Source organism: Pinibacter aurantiacus (genome assembly GCF_019130065.1).
GTDB lineage: Bacteria > Bacteroidota > Bacteroidia > Chitinophagales > Chitinophagaceae > Pinibacter > Pinibacter aurantiacus.
Map to the genome: position 1 here is coordinate 2501 of NZ_JAHSPG010000021.1, position 2508 is coordinate 5008.

Here is a 2508-nt window from a genome sequence, read left to right on the forward strand (position 1 = left end):
TTTGGAAAGAAGAATCACAGAGCGTGAAAATCGCGTAGGCACAAATTGACAGGGACGAGCAGTATCCTGAGTAAGGCGGGACCGGAGGAATCCTGCCTGAAACTGCCGGCACCATCCGGTAAGGCTAAATACTCCTCAGACACCGATAGTGAACCAGTACCGTAAGGGAAAGGTGAAAAGCACCCTGAATAAGGGAGTGAAATAGTACCTGAAACCGTGCGCCTACAAGCGGTCGGAGCCAGCAATGGTGACGGCGTGCCTTTTGCATAATGAGCCTACGAGTTACTCCTCACTGGCGAGGTTAAGTACTTAAGTTACGGAGCCGTAGCGAAAGCGAGTCCAAACAGGGCGTATAGTCAGTGGGGGTAGACGCGAAACTTTGTGATCTATCCATGAGCAGGTTGAAGGTGTGGTAACACACACTGGAGGACCGAACTCATTAACGTTGAAAAGTTATGGGATGACTTGTGGATAGGGGTGAAAGGCCAATCAAACTGAGAGATAGCTCGTTCTCCCCGAAATGTTTTTAGGAACAGCGTTGCATATAGAAGTTTATTAGAGGTAGAGCTACTGATTGGGCTAGGGGGCTTCACCGCCTACCAAACCCTGACAAACTCCGAATGCTAATAAATATCTGCAGCAGTGAGGCTGTGGGCGCTAAGGTCCATGGCCGAGAGGGAAATAACCCAGATTAGCAGCTAAGGTCCCTAATACGTAGTTAAGTTGATCAAACGAGGTGGAGTTTCAATAACAGCCAGGATGTTGGCTTGGAAGCAGCCATTCATTTAAAGAGTGCGTAACAGCTCACTGGTCGAGAGACTCTGCACGGAAAATAATCGGGCATCAAACTACGAACCGAAGCTCTAAGATGCACACTAGGTGTGTATTCGGTAGGGGAGCATTGAAACAACGTTGAAGGTGACAGGCGACTGTTGCTGGAGTGGTTTCAAAAGAAAATGTAGGCATAAGTAACGATAAATAAAGTGAAAAACTTTATCGCCGTAAGTCCAAGGTTTCCTGATCAACGTTAATCGGATCAGGGTTAGTCGGGTCCTTAGGCGAACCCGAAAGGGGCAGCTGATGGCAAACTGGTTAATATTCCAGTACCTGCTTATATTTCGATGGGGTAACGGGGAAGTGAAAGATCCGCGATCTTACGGAATAGATCGTTAAAGCCCGTAGATATATCTTTTGTAGGCAAATCCGCAAGAGATGTCGAAGGTGATAGTACCAGAAAGCTTCGGCCGGATGGATAGTGATCCTAAACAAGCCTCCGAGAAAAACCTCTAAGGTTAGGTGTAAGCAGCCCGTACCGTAAACCGACACAGGTGGACGGGATGAATATTCTAAGGCGCTCGGGTGAGCCGCGGAGAAGGAACTAGGCAAATTGACGCTGTAACTTCGGGATAAAGCGTACCGCAGTGATGCGGTCTCAGTAAAATGATTCAACCAACTGTTTAACAAAAACACAGGGCCCTGCAAAATCGTAAGATGACGTATAGAGCCTGATACCTGCCCGGTGCTGGAAGGTTAAGGAAGGGTGTTCGGCGCAAGCCAAAGCTCCTGACTGAAGCCCCAGTAAACGGCGGCCGTAACTATAACGGTCCTAAGGTAGCGAAATTCCTTGTCGGGTAAGTTCCGACCTGCACGAATGGTCTAATGAGTTGAATACTGTCTCCTCCGCGAGCCCGGTGAAATTGTAGTATCGGTGAAGATGCCGGTTACCCGTCACGGGACGGAAAGACCCCATGAACCTTCACTACAACTTTGCATTGCTTTTGAGTGACAGATGTGTAGGATAGTTGGGAGACTATGAAGCGGCCTCGCCAGGGGTTGTGGAGTCAACGTTGAAATACCAACCTTCTGTTACTTAGAATCTAATCCCTAAAGGGAGACATTGCATGGTGGGTAGTTTGACTGGGGTGGTCGCCTCCTAAAAAGTAACGGAGGCTCGCAAAGGTACCCTCAGTACGGTTGGTAATCGTACGCAGAGCGCATTAGTAAAAGGGTGCTTGACTGTGAGACAAACGCGTCGAGCAGGTGCGAAAGCAGGCTAAAGTGATCCGGTGGTTCTGTATGGAAGGGCCATCGCTCAAAGGATAAAAGGTACTCTGGGGATAACAGGCTGATCTCCCCCAAGAGCTCATATCGACGGGGAGGTTTGGCACCTCGATGTCGGTTCGTCACATCCTGGGGCTGGAGAAGGTCCCAAGGGTTCGGCTGTTCGCCGATTAAAGTGGCACGTGAACTGGGTTCAGAACGTCGCAAGACAGTTCGGTCCCTATCTGTGATGGGCGCTAGTAAATTGAGAGGACATGACCTTAGTACGAGAGGACCGGGTCGTACGTACCGCTGGTGTATCTGTTGTGCCGCCAGGTGCAGTGCAGAGTAGCTAAGTACGGACAGGATAAACGCTGAAAGCATCTAAGCGTGAAACCTTCCTTAAGATGAGTTTACTTTTAAGGGTCGTCAAAGACTATGACGTTGATAGGCTACAGGTGTAAAGGT

At 49.2% G+C, this 2508-nt stretch carries 1 rRNA gene (running past one end of the window); it reads left to right on the top strand.

What is annotated here, in order from left to right:
* Positions 1-2508, top strand: a 23S ribosomal RNA gene (locus KTO63_RS26180); its annotated part reaches 320 nt to the left of the window's first position; the annotation flags it as partial.